The organism is Corynebacterium glutamicum ATCC 13032 (genome assembly GCF_000011325.1).
GTDB classification, from domain to species: Bacteria; Actinomycetota; Actinomycetes; order Mycobacteriales; family Mycobacteriaceae; genus Corynebacterium; species Corynebacterium glutamicum.
On record NC_003450.3, the window covers coordinates 462,495 to 485,067 of the forward strand.

Consider the following 22,573-nt stretch of genomic DNA (forward strand, 5'->3'; position numbering starts at 1 on the left):
TGAGAGTTTGTAAAGTTCGACTGTCAACGAGCTGGATTGGCTTCACAGATTGAATTAATACAATGACGCACATGACATCGTCCAATACGGCTCGATCCGCAGAGTGGTTTGAAAAGGCTCAGAAGCTCACCCCTGGTGGTGTGAATTCTCCTGTTCGCGCTTTCGGTTCAGTTGGCGGACAAGCCCGTTTCATCGAAAAAGCTCACGGTTCAACGCTGATCGATGTGGACGGAAATGAATACGTTGACCTGGTCTGTTCTTGGGGCCCCATGCTGATGGGTCACGCTCACCCAGCAGTGGTCGAGGCTGTGCAGAAGGCCGTCGTGGATGGTCTTTCTTTCGGCGCTCCCACCATCGGTGAGGTTGAGTTGGCCCAAGATATCGTCAAGCGCACTTCTGTGGAGGAAGTCCGCCTGGTCAACTCCGGCACTGAGGCCACCATGTCGGCGGTTCGTCTGGCGCGCGGTTACACTCAGCGTTCCAAGATTTTGAAGTTTGAGGGCTGCTACCACGGCCACGTCGATGCGCTGCTCGCATCTGCTGGTTCTGGTGTCGCAACTTTCGCTCTGCCTGATTCCCCAGGCATCACCGGCGCTCAGACTTCTGACACTATTGTTGTTCCTTACAACGACATTGAAGCCGTGCGCAACGCTTTTGCGGAGTACCCAGGCGAGATCGCCTGCATCATCGCAGAGGCAGCCGGTGGCAACATGGGCACCGTCGCTCCAAAGGACAACTTTAACGACAAGCTTCTCGCGATCGCTCACGCTGACGGCGCGCTGCTGATCCTCGATGAAGTCATGACCGGCTTCCGCACCTCTTACCGTGGCTGGTTCGGCGTAGACAAGGTTGCCGCTGACCTGGTCACCTTCGGCAAGGTCGTCTCCGGCGGCCTACCTGCCGCAGCGTTTGGCGGCAAGGCTGAAATCATGAACATGCTGGCCCCACAGGGCCCCGTCTACCAAGCAGGCACACTGTCCGGCAACCCGGTTGCGGTCGCAGCTGGTCGGGCATCGCTTAAGCTTGCCGACGAATCCCTCTACACAACCATCAACGCCAACGCAGATCGTCTCCACGGTTTGATCTCTGATGCCTTAACCCACGAAGGCGTAGCCCACCACATTCAGCGTGCCTCAAACATGCTGTCTATCCGTTTTGCAGAAGGTGAGGGCCACAACTTCTCTGATATGAAGGCAGCCGACATCTTCCGCTTCGCACCGTTCTTCCACACTTTGCTGGACAACGGCGTCTACGCACCACCAAGCGTTTTCGAAACCTGGTTTGTGTCTTCCGCTCTCACGGACGATGATTTCTCCAAGATCGAGCAGGCACTCAAGCCCGCCGCACGTGCAGCAGCAGAAGCGAAGGCATCATGACGCAAACCATTGTCCATCTAGTTCGCCACGGCGAAGTCCACAACCCAGAGAAAATCCTGTACGGACGCATGCCCGGATACAGGTTGTCTTCCCGTGGACGCAGCCAAGCCGCCCGCACTGCAGCTTCTTTTGAAGGCCACGATGTCACCTACATTGCGGCCTCCCCATTGCAGCGTGTGCAGGAAACCTCCGAACCGTTCATCAAGGTCACAGGCCTAGAACTGATCACCGACGAGGATCTTCTGGAAGCAGGCAACCGTTTCGAAGGCCTGCGCACCAAAGGTTGGCGTTCCCAGTTGTGGAACCCCGTGCGTTGGCCTTTGATGTACAACCCCACGCTTCCCAGCTGGGGCGAACACTACACCGACATTTTGGAAAGAATGATGGCGGCTGTGGAACGAGCTCGGGTGGCAGCGGAAGGACACGAAGCAATCCTGGTGACCCACCAGTTGCCGATCGTGTGCGTGCAACGCCACGCCCGCGGACAAAGCCTGTCCCATAACCCAGCGACCAGGCAATGCGACCTCGCCTCAGTGACATCCTTGGTGTTCCAAGACGATCAAATTGTCGGCGTGCATTACAACGAACCAGCTCAGGAGATTTGATCACTCGTGCGTTTGACCAAACTAGCAGCAACAATCGGCTGCGTGACACTCAGCGGACTTGCGCTAGTAGCCTGCAGCAGTGACAGTACCGCTGGTACTGACGCTGTTGCTGTCGGCGGAACCTTCCAATTCCACTCCCCGGATGGAAAGATGGAAATTTTCTACGACGAGGCTGACCGTCAACAACTCCCCGACATTGGTGGAGATTCCCTCATGGAAGAGGGCACACAGATCAACCTGTCTGATTTCGAAAACCAAGTTGTCATCCTCAATGCGTGGGGGCAGTGGTGTGCACCGTGCCGCTCCGAATCCGATGATCTCCAGATTATCCATGAGGAACTCCAAGCTGCCGGAAACGGCGACACCCCTGGTGGCACCGTGTTGGGTATCAATGTGCGTGATTACTCCCGCGACATCGCCCAAGACTTTGTCACCGACAACGGCCTTGATTACCCAAGCATTTACGATCCACCATTTATGACAGCAGCATCCCTCGGTGGTGTTCCCGCATCGGTGATCCCAACCACCATCGTGCTGGATAAACAGCACCGCCCCGCAGCAGTGTTCTTGCGCGAAGTCACCTCCAAAGATGTGTTGGATGTTGCGTTGCCATTGGTAGATGAGGCCTAAATGTCTGAGATTGTGGTAGCCCAAAGCATCGGCCAGCAGTTTGCTGACGTCGCAGCTTCCGGGCCACTGTTCCTTGGCATCCTTGCCGCAGCGCTCGCAGGTCTGGTGTCTTTTGCCAGCCCGTGTGTTGTGCCGTTGGTGCCAGGATATATTTCCTACCTCGCCGGCGTGGTCGGTGGGGAAGTGGAATACAGCGCGCAGGGCACCAAGGTGAAAACCAAGCGTTTCGCCGTGGGTGGCGCAGCCATGCTGTTCATCCTGGGATTCACCGTGGTGTTCGTGCTGGCTACGGTCAGTGTGTTTGGTGCCATCAGCGTGCTCACCCTAAACGCCGACACCCTCATGCGTATCGGCGGCGTGGTGACCATCATCATGGGTATCGTGTTCATGGGCTTCATTCCAGGCCTGCAGCGCGATACCCGCATGGCACCAAAGCGTTGGACCACCTGGTTGGGTGCGCCCCTTCTTGGCGGAGTGTTCGCTCTCGGTTGGACCCCTTGTTTGGGCCCCACCCTGGCTGCGATCATCTCCATTTCTGCAGGTACTGAAGGCATGACCGCTGCGCGTGGCGTGATCTTAATTGTGGGTTACTGCCTCGGACTGGGGCTGCCGTTCCTGCTGATCGCGTTGGGCTCCAGCAAGGCACTCACCGGAGTCGAGTGGTTGCGCAAGCATTCCCGCACCCTGCAAATTATCGGCGGTGTGTTTTTGATCTTGGTCGGAGTAGCGTTGCTCTCTGGCTCATGGGCAATTTTTATCAACTGGGTCCGTCAGTGGACCGTTGAATACGGCGCAACACTGCTCTAGAAAAAGACTTTTAGTAGGAAGAGAATCGGCACGACAATGCTCAAAACAGTCAAGCTGTATGCACGGAAAGCGTGGAACTGGCTCACCAGCATGCGCACAGCACTGGCGTTGCTGTTTCTTCTGGCGATCGCTGCCATCCCTGGCGCATTGCTCCCGCAGCGTTCCCTCAATGAATCAAACGTCATTGAATACATTGAGAACAATGGAAAGCTCGCTGAGTTCTACGACAAGATTCAGCTTTTCGACGTCTTCTCCTCCACGTGGTTTACCGCCATCTATGTGCTGCTCCTGATCTCTTTGGTCGGCTGTATTCTCCCTCGAAGCTGGGAACACTACAAAGCCATGCGCGCACCTGTGGTGCGGGCGCCAAGGAACCTCGAACGTTTGGCTCACAACGGCGAGGGGCTCGTCGAAAAGCGTGAAGAAGAGGTAGAAAAAGACGCCCGTAAACTCCTCAAAGGCTGGAAAATCACCGAATATTCCGCCGAGGAAGACCGCGCGGGAGTGCGCTCCATTGCCGCTGAAAAGGGCTACACGCGCGAACTCTTCAACCTGATTTTCCACCTGGGCATCGTGGGCATGATTGTGACCGCAGGCCTGGGACGACTGTTTTACTACGAAGGCCACGTCATCGTCGTGACCGACGGCGAGCAAAACCAACAGAACTCCGTGTTCTGCAACACTGCCACCGCCAACTACGACTCCTTCCGCGCCGGCGCCAACTTCGACGGCACCGGGCTGACCACCTTCTGCTTTGAAGCGCACGATTTCTCCGCCGACTACCTCGCCAACGGCCAGGCCGAGATGTTCCGCTCGAATATTTCCTACGCAGTCGGCGACGACATCCAAAACGACCCAGAAACCTGGGAAGACTACGAACTTCGCGTCAACCACCCACTGCGCATCGAAGGCGACCGCGTCTACCTTCAGGGCCACGGCTTCGCCCCAACATTCACCGTGACCTGGCCAAATGGCGAGACCCGCACCCAGACCGTGCAGTGGCGCCCAGACGACCCGACCTTCTTCCTGTCCTCAGGCGTGGTCCGTTTCGATCCACCCGCCGGCATGTACCCAGACCTTTACGAGCGCCGCCAAAACCAGTTGGCCATCCAGGGACTTTTCGCACCGACCGCGGAATGGGAAGGCGACAACAACGAACTGCTGACCTCCTCCTACCCGGCGATGCGTGACCCAGCCGTGGCGATCGATATTTACCGCGGCGACAATGGCCTCGATACCGGCATCGGACAGTCATTGTTCAGCCTGGACTCTAGTCTCATGCACAGCGGCGTGCTGCAAAAAATTGAGCGCGTCAACCTCCAAATCGGCGACACCGTCACCCTGGATGATGGCACCACCGTCTCCTTCGACGGCGCGTCAGAATTTGCCAACTACCAGATCAGCCGCGACCCCACACAAAACTGGGTGCTGGTCACCACCGTGATTTCGCTGGTCTCCCTGGTTGGATCCCTGATGATCCGACGCCGCCGCATTTGGGTGCGTTTCTATCCACAAGAAAACGGAACCACCCGCGTGGAAACCGGCGGACTTGCCCGCACCGACCGCGCAGGCTGGGGTGGCGAATACGAGAAATTCCACCGCGAACTGCTGGGTCTGAAGGAGGAAGATGAAGACGAAGAGTACTTCGACCACGACGACTAACACCGCAATTTAAAGGCTTTTCAAGCCTGCCCCACATCGAAGCAGTTTTCACAAAGAATAAGGTTGGAAAATTATGTTGCCCGTCAACCAAACGTATGCGCAGTTCTCAGACACTGCCTTCGTATCGGCATACATCATCTACGTTCTGGCACTCATCCTCTCCCTCGTCTACTACGTAAAACAACAAGGCATTATCGACGCCCGCCGCGAGCAAACCCGCGTCAGCGAACTCGTTGGTGCAGGCGGCAGCGCTGATGTTGATACTGACCTGCCTGATGACATCGCCGACGGTGTCCTCGCCGACGAAGACCTTGCAAAACGCGAAGAAACCGCACGCAAACTAGCCAACATGACCCAATCTCTCATGTGGCTCGGCGTCATGGTGCACCTCGTATCCGTCGTGATGCGCGCGCTGTCTGCCAGCCGATTCCCCTTCGGCAACCTGTATGAATACATCCTCATGGTCACCCTCTTCGCCATGATCGGAGCCGTACTCATCCTGCAGCGCCCACAATTCCGCGTGGTATGGCCATGGATCCTCACCCCAATGCTGGCACTGCTCTTCTACGGTGGCACCCAGCTGTACTCCGACGCAGCACCAGTCGTTCCAGCACTGCAGTCCTTCTGGTTCCCGATCCACGTTTCCTCCGTCTCCATCGGCGCATCCATCGGTATCGTCTCCGGTATTGCATCCCTGCTGTACCTACTGCGCATGTGGCAACCAAAGGGTAAAGAAAAGGGCTTCTTCGGCGCAGTAGCAAAACCACTCCCATCCGGAAAAACCCTGGATAACCTGGCATACAAGACCGCGATCTGGACTGTCCCAATCTTCGGCCTGGGCATCATCTTGGGTGCCATCTGGGCAGAAGCAGCCTGGGGTCGTTTCTGGGGATGGGATCCTAAGGAAACAGTCTCCTTCATCACCTGGGTTCTCTACGCTGGTTACCTCCACGCACGTGCAACTGCTGGTTGGCGCAACACCAACGCTGCATGGATCAACATCCTGGCGCTGGTCACGATGATTTTTAATCTGTTCTTCATCAACATGGTCGTATCTGGTCTGCACTCTTACGCCGGACTGAACTAAGCACTTTTGGTTGGCGGGGTTAGTGAGACCCGCCCTCGTTCTTCATTGAGCGAGGGCGGGTTTGTTGTTTTTTGGGGGCGCTCATGGATTTAGGGGCATTGTGTGCTTGCCTAGTCGATTATTTGTCATCCCTTTGGCTTTCCATCAGTCCTTGAAGCAGTCATAGGGGGAATGTCTTAGTCCACGAAAGTACAGGTACTTCCCGGAATCTCATTTAAAGGCGATCTAAGGGGGCGGGTTTTTCGAATGGGTGTGTGTCTGGGTTGGGTGGGGCTAGGCCCTTAAAAGCGATTCTGGGAGGGCAAGTTTTTCGAGGTTGGGGTGGCTTTTCGGGTGGCGTGTACGTATTAAACCAAGGAGCTTGTTTGAGGGGGAGCGCTTGGTTTGATTCGACAGTTTTCGGGAGTTGAAAGTGAAGAATTAGGCCAGAGGGGGCTCGAAAATCCGTCTCCTTGGTTCCAATCGCACGCTTTACTCTTTCTCGTGCCCCACATTGTCTTTGACTTTCGTTGGATCGTGGCTTTCACCCGCTCATACGTGCACGCCATTTAGCCAACGGATAGGAAGGGTTTTTAGGGAGGCCCTCTCTGGCGATTTAAGGGGTCGAGTTTTTCGAGGTTGGGGTGGCTTTTCGGGTGGCGTGTATGTATTAAACCAAGGAGCTTGTTTGAGGGGGAGCGCTTGGTTTGATTCGACAGTTTTCGGGCATTGAGCCTGACGGAAGGGGAGATCATTCCCATCCAAACAAAGCTCGGCCACTGGCGTGACGTGCGGGATTCCGAAGATCTGCCATTCCAAGTAATCGCATCGCGCACCAGCGTGACCATTATGGAAAACACCCTGGAATGGACCAACAGCCGCCTTGAGCGTGGCGAAGAGTTCACCGAGCTCGACATTTATGCTCACTACTTGGAAGAGTTGGAAGATTACGCCCTCCAATTCACCTTCGATGTCGAGCCCTACTTCACCAACCTGCACTCCTCCAACAGAATGCTCTTCCCTGGACCTCCTGTGGATTTCCCGATCAACGCAGAAACCCGATGCATTCAGCTCGACGCCGGTGTTGCAGTAAAGAAGGACGGCGTGGTGCTGGGTACCTCAGATATGGCGAGGTCCCTGCCTCGAACCGCCGCTGGCCAAGAAGCCTATGAGTACTTCTTCAAGGTGGTTCGTGAAGGCATCATCGGGCAGCTGCGCCCGGGCGTGATCTGCGCTGACGTGCACGAAGCAACCCTTGATTACCTAAGCCCGCAGCTACCTCGCATGATTGACATCGGAATGCTGGGTGCCGACACCGATTTCAACACCATCTACCGCAAGCGCAATGTTGGCCACCTCATGGGCAAGCAGGAATCCTTTGCCAATGAGCTTCGCCCTGGATACAAGCACATTCTTCACCACGGCTCCTATGGTGCCGCGGAGATCCCTTGGCGCTACAACGGTGTAGCCATTGGTACCGAGGATCTGTGGTACATCGGCGCAGACAAGACCTACATTTTGAGCCAGCGCTAAGGAGAACCCAGTGACAGAAATTGCAGAAAACCTTCAGCGCTTGGGTATTGAATTACCTGATCTACCAGCACCGCAGTATTCCTACGTACCGTTCAACCGCCAAGGAAACACCCTCTATGTATCGGGGCAGATTTCACGAACCGCAGCGGGAGACATCCTCGCCGGACGAGTTGGCGAAGACGCAACATTAGAAGAAGGAATCCACGCCGCAGAGGTAGCCACCATCAATCTGCTGGCCAGAATCCACCAATCCATCGGTTTAGACAATGTGGCCCAAATTCTGAAACTGAATGTGTGGGTCAATAGCTCCGATGACTTTATTCAGCAGCCTCAAGTGGCCGACGGTGCATCCCAGCTCCTTGAGGCAGTGTTGGGTGAGGCCGGAAAACATGCACGCACAGCACTACCCACAAATACTCTCCCCCAGGGAGCACTAGTGGAATTGGATGCTGTCGTTGCGGTCACCGAGGCCGCCGAAGTTTAGGACGCGTGGGCGAAAATTTCAGCAACCGTATCAATATGAGCGGAATTAATGCTGAAATACGCCCACTTTCCGCATTGTTCACGGTTGACCAAATTAGCTGCGATGAGCTTTTTCATATGGTGGGTCACCGTGGGGGCGGAAATATTGAGTGTGTGTGCCAGGGCATTCGCGCTCACCCGCGAGCTTTTTGTAGTGAAAATCAGGTACAAGATTTCTAGGCGGGTGGTGTCACCGAGTGCCTTGTAGAAATCGCTGGCCTCTTCGGCGATGTCCGTGATCCTGCTGGGTACGGATTTTAGCGGCGCGAAGCGCTGCTCTGTGGCACTGTCTGCGCTGGATGGGATAACGGAGGTCATTCACTCAATATATAGGTATGGCAAGCCTAAGTGAATTGATTGAGTGAATTGAATGCATCACACCCGATTACAGGGGTATTGAAAATCTTTTTAAAGAAGCCCTTTTAAGAATCCTCAGTGGGCTTCTCTGGACCTTCTTCTGAGCTTTCAGGCTTTGCGTAGCGTTCCCTGGCCCGTTTGAGACGTTCTTCCTCTTCTAATTGGGCAGCCTCGTCGGCGCGACGCTGTTTGAAGCGATTCTTTTCAATATTCCACAAGAATTCTTCATCATCGTCGGGGCCTTTCACTGCACGAGGTGCCTGGCCCTGATTGATCTCCGCGTTACGCTTCCATGTAGATGGCTTGAAGGCCTTCCACAGCAAGACGATTGCGACGATAACCAAAATAATCAGCAAAAGCCTACCCACTTGAACCTCTCCTTAAATATTTGCTTCAACCTCCCACAATACGGAACTTTGAGGCATTCTTGGGTATCGGTATGTATTGAGTAGGGTTGAATATGTGAGTGAGTCCAATACCCCCAATCTCCAGACACACCAAGCGCCGGAATTAAACCCGGAACTACAAAAAGCTGCCCGGAAAAACGTGCTGATTTACGGTCTGGCACGTTTGCTTCTGTTCGTCGTGCTGACCTTGATTATTCATAGCCTGGCTCTGCTGATTAGTGCGCCTGTGCCACTCGTTATGTCTGCGATGCTGGCTCTGATTGTGGCGTTCCCATTGTCCATGCTGGTGTTCAGCAAACTGCGCATGAATGCCACCCAGGCTGTTTCCCAGTGGGATGCACAGCGCAAGGCCCACAAGGAATGGGTTCGAAGCGAGCTGGCGGACCGCTAAAAAATTCCCCTCGTTCTTTGCGGAAGCGAGAGGAAAGGGGAGGGGAGCGTCGAAAAGCGTTTTAGCTAAACGCTAATGCCAGGCCCGTGAGCACGGCCCACAACGCCATGGCGCGCCCTGTTGAGCCGATGACGGGGATGAGATCCTTGCCGGTGGCGTTGTTGCGGATCGGCCCTGCGGCTTTCAGTGCCAGCGGGAAAACGATGATCGCGATCAGCGCTGGCCAGGCGACAAACGCCAGGCAGATGGACATGATGAACGGCGTGGAAATCAGCGCGAGGAACAGCTTACGAGCACCCGCATCGCCCAGGCGGACCGCGAGGGTAATTTTTCCGGTCTTGCTATCGGTTGGAATATCGCGAATATTGTTGGCCAAGTTCACGCCAGCAGACATCGACCCCACGCCAACTGCGGCGGCCAAACCGGCCCAGCTGACGGAACCGGTTTGGGTGAACTGCGTTCCCATGACCGCGACGAGGCCGAAGAAGATGAACACAGCAATCTCGCCGAGCCCGCGGTAACCATAAGGATTTTTACCGCCGGTGTAGAACCACGCGCCCAGCACACACAGGATGCCGATGAGGATCAGCCACCACGCGCTCAACAGGCTCAGCGCGGTGCCGGCGACACCTGCGATACCGAAAGAAATAAACGCCGCAGCTTTCACTTTCTTCGGCTCAGCCAACCCAGAACCAGTGAGTCGCAGAGGACCGGTGCGGTCTTCATCGGTGCCACGAATGCCATCAGAGTAATCATTGGCGTAATTCACACCGATGATCAAAGCCCACGCCACGACAAGCGCCAGCAAGGCCTTCCACCACACAAAACCATCATGAAAAGCGGCGACACCTGAACCGGCAATGACAGGCGCGAACGCATTTGCCCAGGTACGCGGGCGTGCGCCTTGAATCCAATCGGACAAAGTTACAGAATTCGGCTGGGGTTCCGTGTGAGACATAACCTCTATCTTTCCCCATCACATACTCGATCGCGCAATTGCTTGAAATACGTTCGGCAGGCTATGGGGGAGTGTGAAACGCTATTGTGAAATGAATAGATAGGTTCCATAGTCGATCGAGGAGGAGTCGCAGAAGTTTATGTGGGTTGGTTATGCGGTTCGACAGATCGCCAGTGTTTTTCTTACTCTTTTGCGCATGCTGCCACTAGCAGCGCGAAATCGAGTTGCCAGGGGACGCATCCCGGAAACCGGCGATGTGGTGATCTCATTGACCACCCATGGGAAGCGAATTAACTACGTTCACTTCACCATCGAATCGATCGCACGCGGCCATGTGAAAGCACCAATTGTGCTGTGGTTGGACAAACCAGACTTTGATGCGCCGTGGCCTGCCACCATTAAGCGACTTGTCGCCCGCGGTCTGCAAGTACGGTGCAGCGACGGCTTCTACGGCCCCCACACCAAATACTGGAACCAATTCCGAGAAATCCACGGCACCGGCGTGCGTGTCGCCACCGTCGACGATGACATGATCTACCCCGAGTGGTTCCTGCAGCGCTTGCTTTTTATTGGCGACCTGCGCATGGATGCGGTTGTCGCCTACCGGGCGCACAGAATTGAGCTTCGCGACGACCGAATGCTCCCGTACGTTAAATGGAGTGCCGCAGACACCTCAAAAGCGTCATTCCTGCACTTTGCCACGGGAGTGTCAGGCGTTTTGTACCCCGTGACCTTCATTGATTATGTGGTCTCCCAGGGCGATGTATTCCTTGAGAACTGCAAGCGCGCCGATGACGTATGGCTGCATGCCTGCGCACTGCGCTCTGATCACCCTATTCGCCAGGTCTACGCTCAGCCCCGACACTTCGCTGTCGTGCCCACCACCCAAGTGGGAGCACTAGTTGTTGGCAACACCCTCATGGGTGGAAATGATGAGCAGATCGCCAAAGTGTACACCGATGAAGATGTGGCAAAACTAGTTGCAGCCAGCAAGAATGAAGACTAAAACAGCTTCGCGATAGCACGTCGATCAGCTTTTCCAGGACCAATGCTGGGCAAAGATTCCAGATGCTTCAGCCGTTTGGGAAGCTGCCAACGAGGTAGATCGTCGAGGCCTTCAATAACTTCAGACGGACTGATCGATCCGGAGTACGCGGCCACAATTGCTTGGCCTAATCGGGGATCGGGAATACCCACAACACACGCCGCGGTGACACCTTTAATATCTGCGATGGCACGTTCCAGTACCTCTGGGTGCAACTTCAATCCACCGGAATCAATGACGGTATCCACGCGACCAGTCACGGTGAGAATCCCGTCGTGGAGTTCACCTGAATCAGAGGTGGTAAACCAACCCTCGTTGGCGAAATCCGGATGTTCAGGTGCATTTCTGTAGCCCTGCGCAATCATCGGGCCACCCAACTCAATGCGCTCATCCGAAATACGGACTTTCGCGCCGGGAATGGGCTTGCCATCATAAACGCAGCCACCTGAAGTCTCTGAGGAGCCGTAGGTGGTGACAATGTTGATGTCTAGCTGCTCCGCAGAAATTCGGGCCTGCTTAGACAATGCAGCACCGCCAACAAGAATGACATCAAAAAGTTTCAGGGCTTCAATGCCTTGCAAGGAGTCCATTGCTTTAAGTAACTGCATTGGAGTCAAGGATGTATAGACGCGGTCGCCGGTATTTTTCAGTTCTGCCGCGGCGCCTGCGAAAGCGTCAATGTGAAAACCTGTGCTGAGATCAATAGCTAGTGGCTCAACTCCAGCAATGAGGCTTCGAAGAAGCACCTGCATGCCTGCAATGTGGTGTGCTGGCATGGCAAGCAACCACTGGCCTTCGCCACCTAAAAACTGATGCGTAGCATCGGCGGAACTCACCAAATTCAACGGAGTGAGCTGAGCGCCCTTCGGGGTACCTGTAGAACCAGAAGTGGCCATCACCAAAGCGATCGAAGGATCGATGGCGAGGCCAACTCGTTGAGAATCGCGCAGCAACTGTGCACGGGTTTTATCTTGTACAGGGATGGGGAGGAAAGTTTTCTTCCCAGAGATTGCGTCCTCGAGATCTCCCAGAATTGCGGTGGGATCTGCAAGATCAACAGGTAGTGCTTCGAGGACGCGAGTATTCATATTCCGAGATTCTAGTGCCGATGGTTCAGAATTCGGAGTTGTGGCGCTAGATTTAGGCCTTGCGTTTTGCCAGAACCCCGTCGATGCTCCATGCACCTGCGCCAACTGCGATGAGAAGCAGCGCGCCAGCGCCGATTGCGCCGGTGAGTTCCCAACCATTGTTGGTGACAAAGATGCCGGAGGAGACGTGCGCAAACAGTGCTGCGAAGAGCATGTCTATGGCAACGAAGGCGGCAACGATGCGGGTAAATACTCCTAGGATGATAAGGATTCCTCCTAGGAGCTCGACGACTGCAGCAGCTATTGCGGCGATGCCGGCTGCTGGGATGCCGAGTGAATCGAAGAAGCCGGTGACGCCTTCAAGTCCTGTGATGGCGAACTTGTCCCAGCCGTGGGCGATGAGGATGACGCCCAAGAGGATACGTGCGATGAGGAATGCAATTTCCCTGGTAGTTGACATGGTCACTAAAGCTAGAATGAATTAGTTTCCGTGTCAACTATTGGGGTTTCGTCGGAGCTTTCTGGCAAATGTAAAGACCAGCTATTAACGGTCTATTTCCCGAGGTACAGCCCATTTATTCGCCTCAGAAACTGGATCTGGAAGCAGCTCAGCCGGGAAAGTTTGATAAGAAACCGGGCGCATAAATCTCTCGATTGCCAGGGTTCCAACACTTGTCGACTGCGCATTTGAGGTCGCCGGATAAGGGCCTCCATGGATAACCGTGTGCCCAACTTCCACACCCGTTGGCCAGCCGCCGTAAAGAACACGGCCCGCGAGATCCTCCAAGAGGGGGATAAGTTTCGAGACTTCCTGGAAATCATCCTGGGATGCGTGGATCGTGGCTGTTAATTGTCCCTCGAGTGAATTGGCTACTTGGTGGAGTTGATCCGGGGAATCATAACGCACCACCAGCGATGCCGCACCGAAGATTTCTTCCTGCAACACCACATTATTTAGCAACGCCTGCACATCACTTTCAAACACCACCGGGCCCGGCGCGTTCTCTCCATCTCCGGGGGTGCCTTGGGCGAGGATTTTTACACTTGGCTGTGCTGCAAGGTTGTCGACTCCGCGCTGCCATGCCTGAGCGATGCCTTGCGTGAGCATCGTTTGACCCGTGGTTTCTTTAAATTTGGCTGCTACGAGCGCCACAAAAGCATCACCAACAACACCGCGCGGGATGAAAACGAGGCCAGGCTTGGTGCACAATTGCCCGGAACTGCCGGTGACGGAAGCGGTAAACGCCTCAGCCAAGGAACTCGATGCATCCAAATCCGCCAGCGCGCCGGGGAAGACGAACACAGGGTTGGTGGCACTCATTTCTGCAAAGACTGGAACGGGAACTGGGCGGCTAAACGCAGTCTGTGACAGTGCCAAACCACCCTGGCGTGAACCGGTAAAACCGATTGCCGTGATATTCGGATCCGCAGCCAGCTCCTGGCCAATTTCCACGCCACGGCCGTAGACAAGGTTAAACACACCAGCATCAAACTCATGCTTTTCGACGGCTCCCCGCACCGCTTGCCCGACGAGCTCAGCTGTTCCAGGGTGCGCATTATGCGCCTTAAAAACCACAGGGCAGCCTGCAGCCAACGCTGATGCTGTATCGCCACCAGCAGTAGAGAAAGCGACGGGGAAGTTGCTTGCCCCGAATACCGCGACTGGTCCCAACGGAACCTGACGCTGGCGAAGATCAATCCGCGGTCCTCGTTCAATGCGTACTCGGTGGAACTGTCCGCTTCTCACGGTTTCTGCAAACAGGCGGAGCTGGTTGCTGGTGCGGGCTACTTCGCCTGTGAGTCGGGTAGTTCCCAAACCTGTCTCCAGGCTCGCCCGTTGCACGATCTCGCCGGATAGCGCATCGATGTTGTCAGCGATGGAATCCAGGAAATCTGCTCTAACCTCTGGAGTAGTGAGTCGGTAGCTTTCAAAAGCTCGCTTCGCCGATGTTGTGGCGGCGCGCAGCTGTGCGCTGTTTGCTAAAGAGTAGGAAGGGTTCAGACTCGCATTGGTGCGCGGATCGAATCCTGTAATCTCACCATTTTTTCCAGCGACCCACTCGCCATCAATCAGTGAACACCCATGCAGTGCGGTTGCGGTGATCATGCTTTCACCTCAACTGGAAGGCGGTAGGAACCTGCGCCAGAGGTGGCAAGCAAATCCGACAGGTCCGCGATATCTTGCTCGGAAAGGTTACGCAGTGGTGGGCGAACGCCGCCAGCGTTGCGGCCAACAGCCTTGAGTCCGCCCTTAACAATGGAGACACCGTAGCCTTGTGCGCGATCGCGGATATCCAAGTAGGGGAGCACAAAATCGCTCAGCTTCTGCTTTACTGCTGCGCTGTCCTGCGCACGAACATCGGCGTAGAAGCTCAGTGCGAAATCTGGAATGAAGTTGAACATTGCAGAGGAGTAGGTGCTCATGCCCATCTGAAGCAGTGGTAGTGCAAAGGTCTCAGCGGTGGGAAGTCCACCGAGGTAGAACAGGCGATCTCCGCATAGCGTGGTGATCTTTGCTAGGTGCTCGATGTTTCCGGTGCCATCTTTAAATCCAATGAAGTTGGGGTAGCGCTCAGAGAGTCGAGCGATAACCTCTGGGGAGTAGATGGCATTGGCACGGTTGTACACGATGACACCAAGAGAAGTGGATTCACAGACTGCGGCTGCATGGTTGTACAGGCCTTCTGCGTCGCATTCGGTGAGGTAGGGAGGAAGCAGGAGGACACCTTCAGCGCCTGCTGCCTCTGCGCCCTGTGCGTTTGCGATGGCAGACTTAGTTGAGCCAGTAGCAGACCCCAACACGGGAACTTCCGGGCTGGACGCCTGAACTGCAAGTTGAGTGACACGGTGGTTTTCCTCAACGGTAAGGCTGAATCCTTCGCCAGTACCGCCAGCTGCGAAGAGGCCGGCGACTGGGTAGCTGGACTGCCATTCAATGTGCTCGACATAAGCAGCTTCATCTACTTCGAGGTCATCTTGGAAAGCGGTGGCCGGGAAAGAGAGCAGTCCATCCTTGAGGTGGTCTGCGAGATCTTGTGGTGAAAAGCGTGCCATGAGGGCTCCTTGGGTGAGTGTTTTCTAAGACACTTTGGAGTCTAAGAGGAGCCAGTGATACCTGTCCAAGATTAGTTTGGCATGTTGAAATGCTTAAAAGGTATCGTCAATGTTTTTGATGAATTTCCGCACCGCAGGATTATCATTCGAGGTGGAATAAATAGCCTGCAGCTCCGCTAAACCAACAGGTAGATCATAAAAATGGCGATACTCAACACCGCTGTAATTGAGTTTTTTCGCAGACTCCGGAACCAGCGCAACACCCAGTCCAGAGGCCACCAGACTAACCATCGTGGTGATCTGGCTCAGCGTATGTTGCACCTGCGCATCATTGATCGTGAAGTTTCTAACAACGATGTCGTAGAGGTACTTCGCCTTGGTGGGAGAGTGCTGCAGAAAAGGAACCCCAGTCAGATGCTTCCGCAACAGTGGTCGATTCTGATCAAGAAGTGGATGCCCCTTCGGAGCTGCAAGAACCAAGGAATCTGCCTGGAGACGTCGAGTTTGAAGACCCTCAACTGGCGAGCTCAATCGGCCAATGCCAAGATCCAGTAGCCCAGATTCCAAGGCGGCGATCTGCTCGGTGGAGACCATCTCAAAAAGATCGACACTGACCCCCGGCATCTTCTCATGCAACTGATTCAACGTCGGGCCCAGAATGGAAAAACCCGCTGCAGCGGTGTATCCAATATTGAGCTGTCCCCACATGCCAGAGCTAGCCAATCGTGCGCGCTCAGCCGCCTTCTCGGTGGAATTGAGAATGAGGCGAGCATCCTTCAAAAATGCGAAACCCGCAGTGGTCAGTTCCACCTTGCGGTTGTCACGATCAAGCAGGGTTGCACCGACGATCTTCTCCAGCTTTTGAATCTGACGACTCAACGGCGGCTGCGTCATGGATAGCTCTGCAGCAGCTTTTCCGAAATGAAGATGATTGGCGACGGCGACAAAACACCGCAACTGTTCAAGAGTGAACAACAAAACTCCAATTAATTAATTGCGGGTGGGGAAGCCCTCAGCCTGCAGCTTTTTCTGAATTCGATCGATGTCTTCATCCTCAGGTGGCTGACTGTGAACATGCGTGATCAGCTTGCCGATTTTTTCACGCGTAATGGGATTATCGTGCAGCCCATTGTTCTCACCTTCCGCGATGAGAAGCTCTGCGAGCTCATTGAGATCTTCCTCAGTAAGTTCGCGCTCCAAAACGTAAAACAGAGCGAAAGTATCGTGCCGCGGAACACCGGTTGGATAACCTTGGCGGAGCCAATTGAGCGCTCGGCGAGCAAAGTTTGGGCTGTCGTTGTGGCTCATGATTTAAGTTTAGGCCTGTGGGAAAAGAAAATCATTGAATTTCACTATTGATTAATCCGTGGGCTTTGGGGTTACTACAACTCACGACATAGCAATGTCCCTCCCGCTTAACTTAAAAGCGGGAGAGACATTTCGGGTCTTAAAACTACTGGTCTCCGAGGTAGAACGCTGCAGCGTTGTTCCAGAAGACGTTGTCGACATGATCTTCGCCAACCGTTTCAGCGATCAAATCTAGGTCAGCGTCTTCGAAAGGTCGCTTAGTGCGGGTGGATGGAAGATCAGTTCCGATCATCAAAGCAGTGGGATCGACAGCCATGATTGCCTGGATGACTTCAGTTGGATCTAGTTCTACCCGTCCGAATCCGGTTGCTTTGACTTTAATGCCATTTTCTACCAAGCGAAGAAGTGCGGGAAGTCCATCGCGGTGGAGCCCTAAGTGATCAATGCTGACAGCAGGGAGGGAGGCCAAGGTTGATTCCAACTCGTCTAGTTCGCGAGCATCCACATAGAGTTCGGTGTGCCAACCGGCTAGGTCGTGGACTCGGCGTGCCAAGGTCTCGAGATCGTCAAGACCTGCCGAACCACCGCGCTTCAAGTTTAAACGCACAGCCTTCACGCCAGCTTTGTCCAGATCAAGAATCTCCTGATCAGAGGTATCTGCGGGGATCTGAGTGACACCGACATAGCCTGGGCCAAGCACTGCGAGAGCATCTTTGAGGTAGCCCTGGTCGAAAGCCTGGAAAGAACCGGAAACAATCGCTCCGCCAGCAACTTCGAGGCCTTCAACACGCGCAGTGTAATCCTCCACGGTGAAAGGCTCGGGGAGGTAGCCGTTGTTTTCGATCAGTGGGTGCTGGGGATCGATGATATGGAAATGGGAATCAAACAACTTGGCCATGATTTAGTTTTCCTTAGGTGCTTCAGGCAGACGGGAGACAAACTTCTCACGGTTAACCACACCGCGCTGGTGGGTGCCGGTGCTGATGGTGGCGAACTCATCAGCTGCAGTGATGTTGAAGGTAACTGCACGACGGTTGATCTCTGTCACCTCAACATCGATGGTGACCGTGGATCCAGGAACCGTTGGAGCTGCGTGGGAGAAGTTCACATGAGTGCCCAGCGAGATTTCACCGTCGTCCAAATGGGGACGCAGAAGTTCCATGCAGGCCCACTCGATGATGCCGACCATATATCCAGTGGCCAGGACATCTGGCATGGTTTCAAATTCTGCTGCTTCGGGAAGCAGATGCGGAACTGTGCGGTTTGCTGGCACTATGTAGGTCATTTGGTGGGTTAAACCGGTGGTCAGTGTCTCTTTCATGAGGACTCTCCTGAAGCGTTGCGTCGGATGTTAATAATTTCTGTTGCTGTTTGTTTTGCGTCCACGATGCCAGTGATCTCGCCGGTGGTGATGGCACGGACGCTGGCGCCGTCGATAAGCAATGAAAAGAATGACCCGCACTTTGCTGGGTTCGCCAGGCCATCTTGAGCGGAAAGCTCGGTGAGCGTGTGGCGAATCCAGGTATTCGGTGATGTCCCATTTTCTGGTATCACTACGGCGTTAAAGAACTGCGGCGACCAGGCCGGATTCAGCCACGACCCGGTCGACTCAGATCGCGCAGAGTCCTTCGGCGTAGAACAGCCGAGTGGCTTCGGAGAGGATTTTCTCTCCGCTTGTCGAGTACACGCCATCACCATAACTTACAGGTCAGTAAAGCATCTTGCTTTTGGAAAAACTTCTCATATAGGTCTCTGGAATGACAAAAACCAGGCCCCTTTGAAGAGACCTGGTTTGGAGAAAGTTGTTATTCGCAGCTGGTGCTTTTAGCCTTCAGTGCCGAAAATGTCGAAACCAGAGTACTGGTAGATCGTTGCTTTGGTGACCCAGAGAATGCCAGCGATGATAGCAACCGCAATGATGGCAAAGCAGATGGTTGAAGCAATTTTTCCAAGAGCGTTGGTGCCGTTGGAAGAAGGGCTGTGAGCAAAGCGGATTCCTAATGCAAAAAGGGCTGGAAGGCCTGCGCCGAGCAAAATGCCCACGAGGGTGACCTCAAAGATGCTTCCGAAAATAGTAGCGAAGTTCATTACTTGGTTACCTCATTCTCGTTGTTGAGATCTTGAACGGCTTGAGCGGCTGGAGCGGCAGGAGCTTCTGTAATCTCAGAAGCAGCCGGGGCGGAAGGTGTTGCAGGTTCCACGCTGTTTGATTCTTCATTCCAGTCAGCGTTGACGTTGCTTGGATCAACAGGCACGCGACGGGAACGGGCGTAAATGTAGCCAGACAGAATGACCAGAATGGCGAATGCAACGAGGACTCCGAGGAGGTCTGAGCTGATAAGACCAATTCCGTGAGCTACCCACCAGCAGAAAACGCCAACGATCGCGGAGGCAGGGAGGGTGATAACCCAGGCCATTGCCATGCGTCCTGCGACGGACCAACGAACCTTCGCCCCTTTACGTCCAATGCCGGTACCCATGATGGAGCCAGTAGCAACGTGAGTGGTGGACAGTGCCATACCGAAGTGGGAAGAAGTCAAAATGATTGCTGCAGAAGAAGTTTCTGCTGCCATGCCCTGAGGGGAATCAATCTCAACCAAGCCTTTGCCCAGTGTGCGGATAACGCGCCAACCACCCAAGTAGGTACCGATTGCGATTGCCAATGCACATGTAGCCTTGACCCAGAATGGGATGTCAGCGTCAGTTCCCAGGTGACCGGTGGCAACCAGGGAAAGGAAGATAACGCCCATGGTCTTCTGGGCATCGTTGGTGCCGTGTGCCAGGGAAACCAAGGAAGCGGAGCCGATCTGACCCCAGCGGAAGTAACGGTTCTTCTCGTTGTCTCCAACTGCCTTTGTGATGCTGTACACGGCGAAAGTGCCGATGGCGGCCACGAGACCTGCAACAACTGGTGCAGCCAATGCTGGGATGATCATCTTGGACAAGACACCTTCCCACACCACTCCGCCGAAACCGAGTGAAGCAATTGCGGCGCCAATGAGGCCACCGAAAAGTGCGTGAGAGGAGCTGGAAGGAATGCCTAGCAGCCAGGTCAGAAGGTTCCAGACGATGGCGCCAATGAGGCCGGCGAAGACGACAAGCAGGAGCTGGTGGGAATCCCAGGCATTGCTTAGGTCGAATTGGTCGAGGTCAACAACGCCTTTGGCAACAGTTGTCGCAACTTCTACAGAGAGGAATGCGCCAACAAGGTTCAGTGAGGCGGATAGTGCCACGGCGACTTTAGGTTTTAGAGCGCCTGTGGCAATGGATGTGGCCATCGCATTGCCGGTGTCGTGGAATCCGTTTGTGAAATCGAAGGCGAGCGCCGTCACGATAACAATCAATAAAATAATCAGCTCGGTCACGATTGGGAAGTATGCCCTAAAAAGCGTAGAAACCAAATGTCGATTTTGGATTTTCTGACGGTAAATGCCCAGGATAGAGTTCGAATTCCCCATGATTGGGGTGACCATTTGTATTGGGGCTATAGCTATTATTGGTTTGCACCAACTAGCAACATGGGGTTTTAGGTCAGTTTCGAGACCAAATTCGTTAAATTACTTAAGAAAGTAAAAACCTTAAATCAAGGAACCAACAAGATGAACAGTGAGTGAATTCTTTTGATCTTGCTGATATTAACGAGTTTCGGGGGTGGAAAGTTCCTGAATTTCAGAAACTACATGTGCGTACTTTTGGAGTGCCGAAGTTTTCCCCTCACCGTGTGTCAATGGAGATGAGCTGAGCGTGACAAGGGAGTTTGTTGCTGGCAATTAAGATTCTCATCCTGATTTCAGCTAAAGCTTCACGGAAAATGTTTTTAACTTCATTTACGGTGTGCACAGATCAGCTTTTGAAGGCGAATGGTAGTTGGTATAGCACCAATGGCGATTCCGCATTCATATGGATAACTCGATGTCCGAATAAAAGGGATTGAGCGGTGCACCCATGAGGGGGATCGTGATAGCATGAAAGCATTGCCTCCTGTTACGACAGTGAAGGAAGAAGACCCTAGGACCCCAGCCGGACGACTGGACCTAGGGTCTTCGCTTTGTTTTATTCTCATAGTGATTCCGGGGTTAATGAATTGAGAACAACTCTGTCTTGCAATTGTTTCCAGTAGAGATCATTTCCAAGATAGTTAGAGTTAATTTCTCCTAAGAAAATATCTGGAATCCAGAGTAAAGGTTCATCTCCGCCCCGGATGTGTACTATACGAATCTTTGAGGCTTGTCCACGCCCTTGTAGTGCGACGATATGTTCGATGTCCTTTTTATTTTGAGCCACTTGTCGACTTTCCAGGACGACCTATTGGACTCCCATGTTGGATAGCTCAAAATACATATTTTCGAGGCATTTCCTTCGGTAGCGTTCTGTCTTTACTTATCTCGCTGCGATGAGTAACTACAGCTTGCATGGAATCAAGGGTGGATAATGTCTTGACTATCGTTCTGCGACGACTCTCACGCTCGTCTGTCCAATGCAGCTTAATCTGACCTGGAAGGCGTAACGGTATGAGTTCAGTGCGTATCGCGTCCGAGTTGACAGAATCAATAATAGCCGCGCACACCATGTAATCTTGGCGGTTTTGGGATCGCATGGCTGATGATTCGTCTATATAGGCAACTAGCTGCGATTCCACATGTTAAAGCGTAACCTGTTCTGGTTTTTCTTCCGGCGGTCTCGTTGTAAAAAAGGAAAGCAAGCCTCCCCCTCTCAAAGTGAGGCGGAGGCTGGGCATGAAAAACAATTAAGACAGCCGAGCTCGTACCCGGTAAGTGTTTTAGGACCCCATGAACTCACTAGTAGTAGTAAGGGAATTCATTCCAGTTGGGTTCGCGCTTTTCTAGGAATGCTTCCTTACCCTCTACGGCTTCATCCGTCATGTAGGCCAGGCGGGTGGCTTCGCCGGCGAAGACTTGTTGTCCCATGAGGCCATCGTCGGTGAGATTGAAGGCGAATTTCAGCATGCGTTGCGCGGTGGGGGATTTGGTGTTGATTTCGCGGGCTGCTTGGATGGCTTCTTTTTCTAGGTCGCCGTGGTCGGCCACGATGTTGACTGCGCCCATTTGTTGCATGCGTTCGGCGTCGTAGGTGCGTCCGAGGAAGAAGATTTCGCGGGCGTTTTTCTGTCCGACCATTTTCGCTAGGTAGGCGGAGCCGTAGCCAGCGTCGAAGGATCCCACGTCAGCGTCGGTTTGCTTGAAGCGTGCTTCTTGGCGGGAAGCGATGGTGAGGTCGCAAACGACATGGAGGGAGTGCCCACCGCCGGCTGCCCAGCCGTTGACTACTGCGATGACAACTTTAGGCATGGTGCGGATGAGGCGTTGGACTTCCAAAATGTGGAGGCGTCCGCCTTCAACTTTGGTGCGGGCAATATCTACCGTGGAGACATCAGCGGTGGCATCGTCGCGCGCGTGTTCGGTGGCGTATTGGTAGCCGGAGCGGCCGCGGATGCGTTGGTCGCCGCCGGAGCAGAACGCCCAGCCACCGTCTTTTTCGCTGGGGCCGTTGCCGGTGAGCAGGATGGTTCCAACATCTGGGGTGCGGCGCGCGTGGTCGAGGGCTTGGTAAAGCTCGTCGACGGTGTGGGGGCGGAAAGCATTGCGAACTTCGGGGCGGTCGAAGGCGATGCGCACGATGCCATCGGCGCGGGTGGTGCCCACGTGGCGGTGGTAGGTGATGTCGGTGAATTCTTCAAAACCTGGAACGGTGGCCCATTGGGTGGGATCAAAAGGGTTGTCGGTGCTGTAGTTGCTCATAATCT

The 22,573-nt window shown here is 54.2% G+C and carries 26 protein-coding genes; 10 read left to right on the forward strand and 16 right to left on the reverse strand.

Annotated features, from left to right (window positions below; genetic code table 11):
• The first annotated feature begins 62 nt into the window (after positions 1-62).
• The 8 genes from hemL to CGL_RS02260 all read left to right on the forward strand — a co-directional run bounded on the left by hemL (position 63) and on the right by CGL_RS02260 (position 8,163).
• Positions 63-1,376 (forward strand): glutamate-1-semialdehyde 2,1-aminomutase, encoded by a 1,314-nt coding sequence (gene hemL / locus CGL_RS02225; protein ID WP_011265562.1) that lies wholly within the window; start codon positions 63-65, stop codon positions 1,374-1,376.
• Positions 1,373-1,981, forward strand: a complete 609-nt coding sequence (locus CGL_RS02230) for a histidine phosphatase family protein (RefSeq protein WP_003855583.1) — start codon at positions 1,373-1,375, stop codon at positions 1,979-1,981. The genes hemL and CGL_RS02230 overlap by 4 nt, the downstream gene beginning before the upstream one ends.
• Before the next feature lie 6 nt (positions 1,982-1,987).
• The gene (locus tag CGL_RS02235; RefSeq protein ID WP_003855585.1) at positions 1,988-2,611 is read left to right on the forward strand and encodes a TlpA disulfide reductase family protein; all 624 of its coding nucleotides are present in this window, start codon (positions 1,988-1,990) and stop codon (positions 2,609-2,611) included.
• On the forward strand, positions 2,612-3,418 hold the full coding sequence (locus CGL_RS02240) for a cytochrome c biogenesis CcdA family protein (protein WP_011013652.1): 807 nt from the start codon (positions 2,612-2,614) through the stop codon (positions 3,416-3,418).
• A 36-nt stretch (positions 3,419-3,454) separates the two neighbouring features.
• Positions 3,455-5,080: a cytochrome c biogenesis protein ResB gene (locus CGL_RS02245; protein WP_011013653.1), complete on the forward strand. Its 1,626-nt coding sequence runs from the start codon at positions 3,455-3,457 to the stop codon at positions 5,078-5,080.
• Positions 5,081-5,153: 73 nt separating this feature from the next.
• On the forward strand, positions 5,154-6,167 hold the full coding sequence (gene ccsB / locus CGL_RS02250) for a c-type cytochrome biogenesis protein CcsB (RefSeq protein ID WP_003855590.1): 1,014 nt from the start codon (positions 5,154-5,156) through the stop codon (positions 6,165-6,167).
• A 708-nt stretch (positions 6,168-6,875) separates the two neighbouring features.
• On the forward strand, positions 6,876-7,679 hold the full coding sequence (locus CGL_RS02255) for a M24 family metallopeptidase (protein WP_011013654.1): 804 nt from the start codon (positions 6,876-6,878) through the stop codon (positions 7,677-7,679).
• A 10-nt stretch (positions 7,680-7,689) separates the two neighbouring features.
• Positions 7,690-8,163 carry a RidA family protein gene (locus tag CGL_RS02260; RefSeq protein WP_011013655.1) on the forward strand — a complete coding sequence of 158 codons (474 nt, stop codon included), beginning with the start codon at positions 7,690-7,692 and terminating at the stop codon, positions 8,161-8,163.
• Here the strand turns inward: CGL_RS02260 and CGL_RS02265 are convergent.
• Complete coding sequence (locus CGL_RS02265) at positions 8,160-8,519, reverse strand: ArsR/SmtB family transcription factor (RefSeq protein ID WP_011013656.1); 360 nt, start codon at positions 8,517-8,519, stop codon at positions 8,160-8,162. The two genes, CGL_RS02260 and CGL_RS02265, sit on opposite strands and share 4 nt — an antisense overlap.
• A 104-nt stretch (positions 8,520-8,623) precedes the next feature.
• On the reverse strand, positions 8,624-8,926 hold the full coding sequence (locus tag CGL_RS02270; protein WP_011013657.1) for a hypothetical protein: 303 nt from the start codon (positions 8,924-8,926) through the stop codon (positions 8,624-8,626).
• Between the two features lie 94 nt (positions 8,927-9,020).
• Between CGL_RS02270 and CGL_RS02275 the strand changes: the two genes are divergently transcribed.
• On the forward strand, positions 9,021-9,356 hold the full coding sequence (locus CGL_RS02275; RefSeq protein ID WP_231838284.1) for a DUF4229 domain-containing protein: 336 nt from the start codon (positions 9,021-9,023) through the stop codon (positions 9,354-9,356).
• 61 nt (positions 9,357-9,417) lie between these two features.
• Here the strand turns inward: CGL_RS02275 and CGL_RS02280 are convergent, their stop codons facing one another.
• Entirely contained in the window at positions 9,418-10,314 is an 897-nt protein-coding gene (locus CGL_RS02280) for a 1,4-dihydroxy-2-naphthoate polyprenyltransferase (protein ID WP_011013659.1), read from the reverse strand.
• Positions 10,315-10,453: 139 nt separating this feature from the next.
• On the opposite strand from CGL_RS02280, the gene CGL_RS02285 reads away from it, so the two are divergent.
• A complete protein-coding gene (locus tag CGL_RS02285) occupies positions 10,454-11,320 on the forward strand; it encodes a hypothetical protein (RefSeq protein ID WP_003855600.1) in 867 nt (288 codons plus the stop codon).
• Here CGL_RS02285 and menE read toward each other — a convergent pair.
• The 13 genes from menE to CGL_RS02350 all read right to left on the reverse strand — a co-directional run bounded on the left by menE (position 11,317) and on the right by CGL_RS02350 (position 22,568).
• Complete coding sequence (gene menE / locus CGL_RS02290; protein ID WP_011013660.1) at positions 11,317-12,447, reverse strand: o-succinylbenzoate--CoA ligase; 1,131 nt, start codon at positions 12,445-12,447, stop codon at positions 11,317-11,319. The two genes, CGL_RS02285 and menE, sit on opposite strands and share 4 nt — an antisense overlap.
• 52 nt (positions 12,448-12,499) lie before the next feature.
• Entirely contained in the window at positions 12,500-12,907 is a 408-nt protein-coding gene (locus CGL_RS02295) for a DoxX family protein (protein ID WP_006286612.1), read from the reverse strand.
• Between the two features lie 84 nt (positions 12,908-12,991).
• Entirely contained in the window at positions 12,992-14,554 is a 1,563-nt protein-coding gene (locus CGL_RS02300; RefSeq protein ID WP_011013661.1) for an aldehyde dehydrogenase (NADP(+)), read from the reverse strand.
• Entirely contained in the window at positions 14,551-15,501 is a 951-nt protein-coding gene (locus tag CGL_RS02305) for a 5-dehydro-4-deoxyglucarate dehydratase (RefSeq protein ID WP_003860476.1), read from the reverse strand. Before CGL_RS02305 ends, CGL_RS02300 begins: the two co-directional genes overlap by 4 nt.
• A gap of 93 nt (positions 15,502-15,594) precedes the next feature.
• Positions 15,595-16,479: a LysR substrate-binding domain-containing protein gene (locus CGL_RS02310; RefSeq protein WP_011013662.1), complete on the reverse strand. Its 885-nt coding sequence runs from the start codon at positions 16,477-16,479 to the stop codon at positions 15,595-15,597.
• Positions 16,480-16,491: 12 nt separating this feature from the next.
• Positions 16,492-16,809 (reverse strand): DUF3349 domain-containing protein, encoded by a 318-nt coding sequence (locus tag CGL_RS02315; protein ID WP_003860484.1) that lies wholly within the window; start codon positions 16,807-16,809, stop codon positions 16,492-16,494.
• Positions 16,810-16,954: 145 nt separating this feature from the next.
• Complete coding sequence (locus CGL_RS02320) at positions 16,955-17,707, reverse strand: amidohydrolase family protein (protein WP_011013663.1); 753 nt, start codon at positions 17,705-17,707, stop codon at positions 16,955-16,957.
• A gap of 3 nt (positions 17,708-17,710) precedes the next feature.
• Complete coding sequence (locus CGL_RS02325) at positions 17,711-18,130, reverse strand: thioesterase family protein (RefSeq protein ID WP_011013664.1); 420 nt, start codon at positions 18,128-18,130, stop codon at positions 17,711-17,713.
• On the reverse strand, positions 18,127-18,501 hold the full coding sequence (locus CGL_RS02330; RefSeq protein WP_020948510.1) for a hypothetical protein: 375 nt from the start codon (positions 18,499-18,501) through the stop codon (positions 18,127-18,129). Before CGL_RS02330 ends, CGL_RS02325 begins: the two co-directional genes overlap by 4 nt.
• Before the next feature lie 132 nt (positions 18,502-18,633).
• The gene (locus CGL_RS02335) at positions 18,634-18,897 is read right to left on the reverse strand and encodes a hypothetical protein (RefSeq protein WP_003860492.1); all 264 of its coding nucleotides are present in this window, start codon (positions 18,895-18,897) and stop codon (positions 18,634-18,636) included.
• Positions 18,897-20,174 (reverse strand): inorganic phosphate transporter, encoded by a 1,278-nt coding sequence (locus tag CGL_RS02340; protein ID WP_011265565.1) that lies wholly within the window; start codon positions 20,172-20,174, stop codon positions 18,897-18,899. Before CGL_RS02340 ends, CGL_RS02335 begins: the two co-directional genes overlap by 1 nt.
• A 694-nt stretch (positions 20,175-20,868) precedes the next feature.
• Positions 20,869-21,093 (reverse strand): hypothetical protein, encoded by a 225-nt coding sequence (locus CGL_RS15610; RefSeq protein ID WP_231838285.1) that lies wholly within the window; start codon positions 21,091-21,093, stop codon positions 20,869-20,871.
• A 515-nt stretch (positions 21,094-21,608) separates the two neighbouring features.
• Positions 21,609-22,568: a 1,4-dihydroxy-2-naphthoyl-CoA synthase gene (locus tag CGL_RS02350; protein WP_003860502.1), complete on the reverse strand. Its 960-nt coding sequence runs from the start codon at positions 22,566-22,568 to the stop codon at positions 21,609-21,611.
• Between the last annotated feature and the right edge of the window lie 5 nt (positions 22,569-22,573).